This is a genomic window from Polaromonas sp. (genome assembly GCF_030682935.1).
GTDB lineage: Bacteria > Pseudomonadota > Gammaproteobacteria > Burkholderiales > Burkholderiaceae_C > Polaromonas.
In genome coordinates this window covers 1-6,571 of sequence record NZ_JAUXNA010000368.1, presented here as the reverse complement: position 1 = coordinate 6,571, position 6,571 = coordinate 1, and the positions used below count along the sequence as shown (strand labels likewise).

The window sequence follows — 6,571 nt, the reverse complement described above, 5'->3', positions numbered from 1 at the left end:
CGCCTGAACCTGGAAGGCCACCGCGACCAGCCGGAATGGCTGAGCCATGTGAATGCGTCGGTGCTGAAGGTCAAGCTGGCCACGGCCATCATTGGCATCAGTTCGATTCACCTGCTCAAAACATTCATCAATGCAGACAACTACACCGACCGGGTATTGATCGCGCAGACGGTGATTCACATCACCTTCTTGCTCAGCGCGCTGGCCATTGCGCTGACCGATCGCATGATGACGCCCGCCCAGAACACCCAGCACTGAACTTTCACGCAAGGCCCGAAATGACCATTTTGCTCTTTATTGGCGGCCTGATCGGCCTGGTGGCGGGGGCCGAGCTGCTGGTGCGCGGCGCGTCCAAGCTGGCGCTGTCCTTCGGCATCTCGCCGCTGGTCGTCGGCCTGACGATCGTTGCCTTCGGCACCAGCGCCCCCGAGATGGCCGTCTCGACCGGAGCAGTCCTGAACGGTCAGACCGACATCGCGATCGGCAACGTGGTCGGCAGCAATATTTTCAATGTGCTGTTTGTGCTGGGCGTGTCGGCGCTGATCACGCCACTGGTGGTCAACATCCAGCTGATTCGCCAGGAGGTGCCGATCATGATTGGCGCGTCCCTGCTGCTGCTGGTGCTCGGCCTGGACGGCAAGCTCGGCTTTCTCGACGGTGCGATCCTGTTCGCGCTGCTGATCGCCTACACGGTGTTCCTGATCGTGCAGTCGCGCGCCGAAACCCGTGCCGCGCAGGACGAATACGCGGCTGAAATCAAGCCTGCCGTGGCCGGCGGCTGGGACGCCAAGCTGCCGATGCAACTGCTGCTGATCGTGATCGGGCTGGGCTTGTTGGTGCTCGGTTCCGACTGGCTGGTCACGGCCTCGACCATCTTTGCCAAGGCCCTGGGCGTGAGCGACCTGGTGATTGGCCTGACCATCGTTGCCGCCGGCACCTCCATGCCGGAAGTGGCCACCTCGGTCATGGCGGCCATCAAGGGCGAGCGCGACATCGCAGTCGGCAACGTGGTGGGCAGCGGCACCTTCAACATCCTGGGCTGCCTCGGCCTGGCGGGCATCGTATCGGGCGATCTCGGTCTGGTCATGCCCGCAGCAATCCTCAATTTCGACATCTGGGTGATGATTGCGGTCGCCCTGGCCTGCCTGCCCGTGTTCATGACCGGCCATGAAATCGCCCGCTGGGAAGGCGGCGTATTTGTCATTTACTACGCCGCCTATGTGACCTACCTGATTTTGGCCACCCAGCAACACGATGCACTGGGTCTGTTTTCCGGGGCCATGATGAGTTTTGTCATTCCCATCACGGTGATCACGCTGGTCGTGGTGTTGCTCAGACGCGGCAAGCCCCCGGGCAGCGCATCCTGAGCGGCGCACAAAGCCGCCCGCCCGCCGCTGGCCAGCGTCTTGAACCGAGGGTTCACCGCCGGCGATCCGGTCCTCAAAAGTGACCACCTAGAACGAACGCTCGTTGAAAGAGATCCAGACCTTGTTACTTTTGATTATTTTCTTGCCGCTGTTGCTGGGCACCCTGCTGACCGGCTGGTCTGGCGCCCGGCCATCGGCCGGCCACCGCGGCCGCACGGCCTGGATTGCGGCCGCCATTACGGCTTCCAGCCTGGCCCTGCTGCTGATGCAGGCGCCCGCCGTCATGCGCGGCGAGGTGCTGTACGAGTTCATCCCCTGGGTGCCCGAAATCGGCCTGAACCTGGGGCTGCGGCTGGACGGTCTGGCGCTGATGTTTGCACTGCTGATCACCGGCATTGGCCTGCTTATCATCCTGTACGCCCATTTCTACCTGGGCAAGAACGACCCGGCCGGGAAGTTCTTCAGCACCCTGATGCTGTTCATGGCGGCCATGCTGGGCATCGCGCTGTCAGACAACCTGCTGCTGCTGATCGTGTTCTGGGAACTGACCAGCCTGTCGTCGTTTTTGCTGGTGGGCTACTGGCAGCACCGCGCCGATGCGCGTGAGGGCGCGCGCATGGCGCTGGCCATTACCGGCGGCGGCGGTCTGGCCATGCTGGGCGGCTTCGTGCTGCTGGGCCAGATTGCCGGCACCTACGAGTTGAGCCAGATGCTGGACCAGGGCGCGCGTATCCAGGCCCATGCGCTTTACCCCGCCGCCTTGCTGCTGATTTTGCTGGGCTGCTTCACCAAGAGCGCGCAGTTCCCCTTCCATTTCTGGCTGCCGCAGGCCATGGCGGCGCCGACGCCGGTATCAGCCTACCTGCACTCGGCCACCATGGTCAAGGCCGGCATTTTCCTGCTGGCCCGCCTGACGCCTGTCATAGGCGGCACCGAACTCTTTGCCGGCATTGTCAGCACCACCGGGCTGGTGACGATGGCGTTTGCGGCCTTTGTTGCGATCTTCAAACACGATCTCAAGGCCCTGCTGGCCTACTCGACCATCAGCCACCTCGGGCTGATCACCTTCCTGATCGGGCTGGGCTCGCCGCTGGCGGCCGTGGCGGCGATGTTCCACATCCTCAACCATGCCAGCTTCAAGGCGTCGCTGTTCATGGTGGCGGGCATCATCGACCATGAAACCGGCACGCGCGACATGCGCCTGCTCGGCGGCCTGCGGCATCTCATGCCCTGGACCGCGACCCTGGCCATGGTCACGGCCGCCGCGATGGCAGGCGTGCCGCTGTTCAATGGTTTTCTGTCCAAGGAAATGTTCCTGACCGAAACCGTGACCTTCGCCCAGGCGGGCGGCTGGCGCTGGATGGTGCCCGCCCTGGCCACCCTGGCCGCGCTGCTGAGCGTGGCCTACTCGGTCCGGCTGGTCCACGATATTTTCTTCAACGGGCCTGCACGCAACCTGCCGCGCCCGCATCCGCATGAGCCGCCCATGGGCATGAAGGCGCCGGTGGCCCTGCTGGCGGTGGTCTGCATCGCGGTCGGTATCTTGCCGTCGCTGCTGCTCGGGCCCATGGTGCTGGTGGCCGCAACCGCCATGCTGGGCACGGCCCCGCCTGAATACCAGCTGGCGATCTGGCACGGCCTGAACCTGCCGCTGCTGCTGAGCGTGCTGGCACTGGCCGGAGGCGCGGCCCTCTACTTCACGCTGGCGCGCGGTGGCCGGCTGCACCGCCTGAACTCCGAAAACTGGTTTGGCCTGCTGACCGGGCTGAACCTGTTCACGCGCGGCACGGACCGCCTGTTCGGCAGCGCCGGTCGCATCACGACGCTGCTGGAAAACGCCTCGCTGCAACGCTACACCGCCTGGATGCTGATGGCCACGGTGGCCGTGGCGGCCGCGCCCCTGCTGTCGGGCGATGCGCCCGGCACCGGGACGCGCGCCCTGCTGCCCGTGACTGTGCCCGCGCTGGTGCTGTGGGGCCTGCTGCTGCTGGCCTGCGGCTGGCTGGTCTTGCGCCACCATGACCGCTTCCAGTCGGTGGTGGTCGCTGGCGTGATTGGCCTGGTCACCGCGCTGACCTTTGTCAGCTTTTCGGCACCCGACCTGGCGCTGACGCAGCTCACCGTCGAAGTGGTGGCGACCGTGCTGCTGCTGATGGGCCTGGCACTGCTGCCACGGCAAACGCCGCGCGAATCCACCGTGGCGCGCCGGCTGCGCGATGGCGTACTGGCGCTGGGGGGAGGCGGCGGCCTCGCCTGGCTGGCCTGGGTCATGCTGACGCGCGACCACGACTCGATTGCCTGGTATTTCCTGAACAATTCGGCTGTAGCGGGCGGCGGAACCAACGTCGTCAACGTGATCCTGGTGGACTTCCGCGGTTATGACACCTTTGGCGAAATCACGGTGCTGGCCATCGCGGCCGTCGGCGTGCTGGCGCTGATGGACGGCATGCGCACGCGCCGCCCGGCGGCTGACGGCGGCGGCCTGCCCTGGACCTTTGCCGCCCAGCCGCTGATGCTGCGCGTGGCCGCACGCCTGGTGCTGCCGCTGGCGCTGGTCGTGACGCTCTACATCTTCATGCGCGGCCACAACCAGCCGGGCGGCGGCTTCATTGCCGGACTGATCACCGCGGTGGCGCTGGTGCTGCAGTACATGGCCATGGGCCAGTCGCGCGCCGAGACCCTGCTGCGGGCCGATGGCGGAAGCCGCTTCGTGCGCTGGATCGGCATGGGCCTGGGCATTGCAGGGCTGACGGGCGTCGGCGCCTTCGCGCTCGGCCAGCCTTTCCTGACCAGTGCCAACGGCCATCCTTATGTACCGCTGCTGGGCGAGCTGCCGCTGGCCACCGCCGCGCTGTTCGACCTGGGTGTTTACATCACCGTGGTCGGCGCTACCCTGCTGACGCTGTCCACCCTGGGGGCCGTGACCCGCGAAACGGGTGCTGCCAAGTTGCCAATCCCCTCAACAGGAGTTCAACCATGAGCCTGGAATTCCTGGTGGCCAGCGGCATTGGCCTGGTCACCGCTACCGGCATTTACCTGATCCTGCGCGGACGCACCTGGCCCGTAGTGCTGGGCCTGAGCCTGCTGGGCTACGCGGTCAACGTGTTCATCTTCGCCATGGGCAGGCTCTGGCAGGATGCCGCCCCGATTCTTTCGGCCACCGGGCGCGTCGCCGATCCACTGCCGCAGGCGCTGGTGCTGACCGCCATCGTGATCGGCTTTGCCACCACGGGCTTTGTGATTGAACTGGCGCTGCGCAGCCGCCATGAAACCGGCAGCGACCATGTGGACGGGCACGAGCCCGGCCACCGCTCCGGCAAGGCCAGGGACGAAGCAGCATGAGCGAGTTCCTGAACGCGATTTTTTCCACGCACCTGCCGGTGCTGCCGGTGCTGCTGCCGCTGTTCACGGCCGCCGCGCTGCTGCTGATGGGCGACGACGGCGGCGAGGCCAATCACGGCGGGCGGCTGCTGCAACGCCGGCGGCTGCTCAGCATGGCCAGCGTGCTGCTGGGTGCGGTGCTGGCCTGGCGACTCATGAGCGAGGCGGCCGTGGGCACGCTGACGGTCTATCCGCTGGGCGGCTGGCCCGCACCGTTTGGCATTGTGCTGGTGATCGACCGCCTGAGCGCCATGATGCTGGCGCTGACCTGGACCATTGCGGTGCCCGTGCTCTGGTATGCCGCTGGCGGCTGGGATGCGCATGGCCGGCACTTTCACACCATGTTCCACTTTTTGTTGATGGGCGTGTCGGGCGCCTTCGTGACGGGCGACCTGTTCAACCTGTTTGTATTCTTTGAAGTGCTGCTCATCGCGTCGTATGTGCTGCTGGTGCACGGCCAGGGCCGCGAGCGCTTCAAGGCAGGCGTGCACTATGTGGTGCTCAACCTGGTGGCTTCGGCGCTTTTTCTGGTCGGCCTGGCCATCATTTACGGCGTCGCAGGTACCCTCAACATGGCCGACCTGGCGCTGCGTGTGGCCCAGCTTGGCCCGCAGGAGGCCGCGCTGTTCAAGGCGGGCGCGCTGGTAATGCTGGTCGTGTTCGGCCTGAAGGCGGCGATCGTGCCGCTCTACCTGTGGCTGCCCGGCACCTACGCCGCGGCCAGCGCGCCGGTTGCCGCCATGTTTGCCATCATGACCAAGGTCGGCGTGTACAGCATCATCCGCGTGCATGCCGTGATTCTGGGCGAAGGCGCGGGACACGCCGCCCTGGCAGCCGAACCCTGGCTGTTGCCGGTGGGCTTGGTGACCATTGCCATGGGTGTGCTGGGGGCGCTGGCCGCGCACAGCCTGGCGCGGCTGGTGTCTTACCTCACGGTGGCTTCGGTCGGCACCATCCTGGCGGGCATTGGCCTGTTCACGCCAGCGGCCATGTCGGCCGCGCTGTATTACATGATGCACAGCACGCTGGTGGTCGCTGCGCTGTTTTTGCTGGTCGAGCTGGTGGCCTCCCAGCGCGGCGCTGCGGGCGACCGGCTGCAACCGGCCGCGCCGGTCGCCCAGCCGGTGCTGCTGGGACTGATGACGCTGCTGGGCTCGGCGTCTGTCGCCGGCCTGCCGCCGCTGCCCGGCTTTCTGGGCAAGCTCATGATTCTTGAAAGCTCCGCCCTGACGCCGGCCCATGTGTGGGTCTGGAGCGTGGTGCTGGTGACCAGCATCCTGACGCTGGTCGGTCTGGCGCGTGCCGGCTCCATCCTGTTCTGGAACGTGCTGCCGCCGGACGGCCAGCCGGCCCAGGCAGGCACCAGCTCGCGCCTGACCCTGGCCACGCTGGGGCTGCTGTCGCTGAGCCTGGTGCTGGCGGTGGCGGCCTCGCCGCTCAAGCGCTACACCGATGCCACCGCAGCGCAACTGGCCGACCGCGCCGCCTATGCCGAAGCCGTGCTGGGACCGGTGGGCGGCGCGGCAGCCCAAACCACCCGGCCTTACCGCGCCGGTGAGGGCGAAGTCATACTGCCCGCCAAGGGAGATACACCATGAAAAAAGCCCGCTGGTTCGGTCACCCCTGGCTGTCGGTCTTGCTGGCGGTCAGCTGGCTGCTGCTGCAGCACACGCTGGCGCCGGTACACCTGATCTCGGCCGTGCTGATAGGCCTCGTGGTGCCGCGCCTGCTGCATGACTTCCTGCCTGTGGCAGCGCATGCGCTTCTTACATCAAGTCATTCGTCAGGATTTTCCGTTTATTGATCGTTTGGCCATTGCCCTG

At 66.2% G+C, this 6,571-nt stretch carries 6 protein-coding genes; all 6 read left to right on the top strand.

The features are described from left to right. A partial coding sequence (locus Q8K05_RS16975) for a YqhA family protein (RefSeq protein ID WP_305247789.1) occupies window positions 1–258 on the top strand: 258 nt, incomplete at its 5' end. A 20-nt stretch (window positions 259–278) separates the two neighbouring features. Continuing rightward, complete coding sequence (locus tag Q8K05_RS16970) at window positions 279–1,367, top strand: calcium/sodium antiporter (RefSeq protein ID WP_305247788.1); 1,089 nt, start codon at window positions 279–281, stop codon at window positions 1,365–1,367. 121 nt (window positions 1,368–1,488) lie between these two features. Beyond that, window positions 1,489–4,347: a monovalent cation/H+ antiporter subunit A gene (locus Q8K05_RS16965; RefSeq protein ID WP_305247787.1), complete on the top strand. Its 2,859-nt coding sequence runs from the start codon at window positions 1,489–1,491 to the stop codon at window positions 4,345–4,347. 2 nt (window positions 4,348–4,349) lie between these two features. Then, window positions 4,350–4,709 carry a Na+/H+ antiporter subunit C gene (locus Q8K05_RS16960; protein ID WP_305247790.1) on the top strand — a complete coding sequence of 120 codons (360 nt, stop codon included), beginning with the start codon at window positions 4,350–4,352 and terminating at the stop codon, window positions 4,707–4,709. Beyond that, complete coding sequence (locus tag Q8K05_RS16955; protein WP_305247786.1) at window positions 4,706–6,346, top strand: monovalent cation/H+ antiporter subunit D; 1,641 nt, start codon at window positions 4,706–4,708, stop codon at window positions 6,344–6,346. Before Q8K05_RS16960 ends, Q8K05_RS16955 begins: the two co-directional genes overlap by 4 nt. Next, window positions 6,343–6,552, top strand: a complete 210-nt coding sequence (locus tag Q8K05_RS16950; protein ID WP_305247785.1) for a hypothetical protein — start codon at window positions 6,343–6,345, stop codon at window positions 6,550–6,552. The genes Q8K05_RS16955 and Q8K05_RS16950 overlap by 4 nt, the downstream gene beginning before the upstream one ends. The last annotated feature ends 19 nt before the right edge of the window (window positions 6,553–6,571 follow it).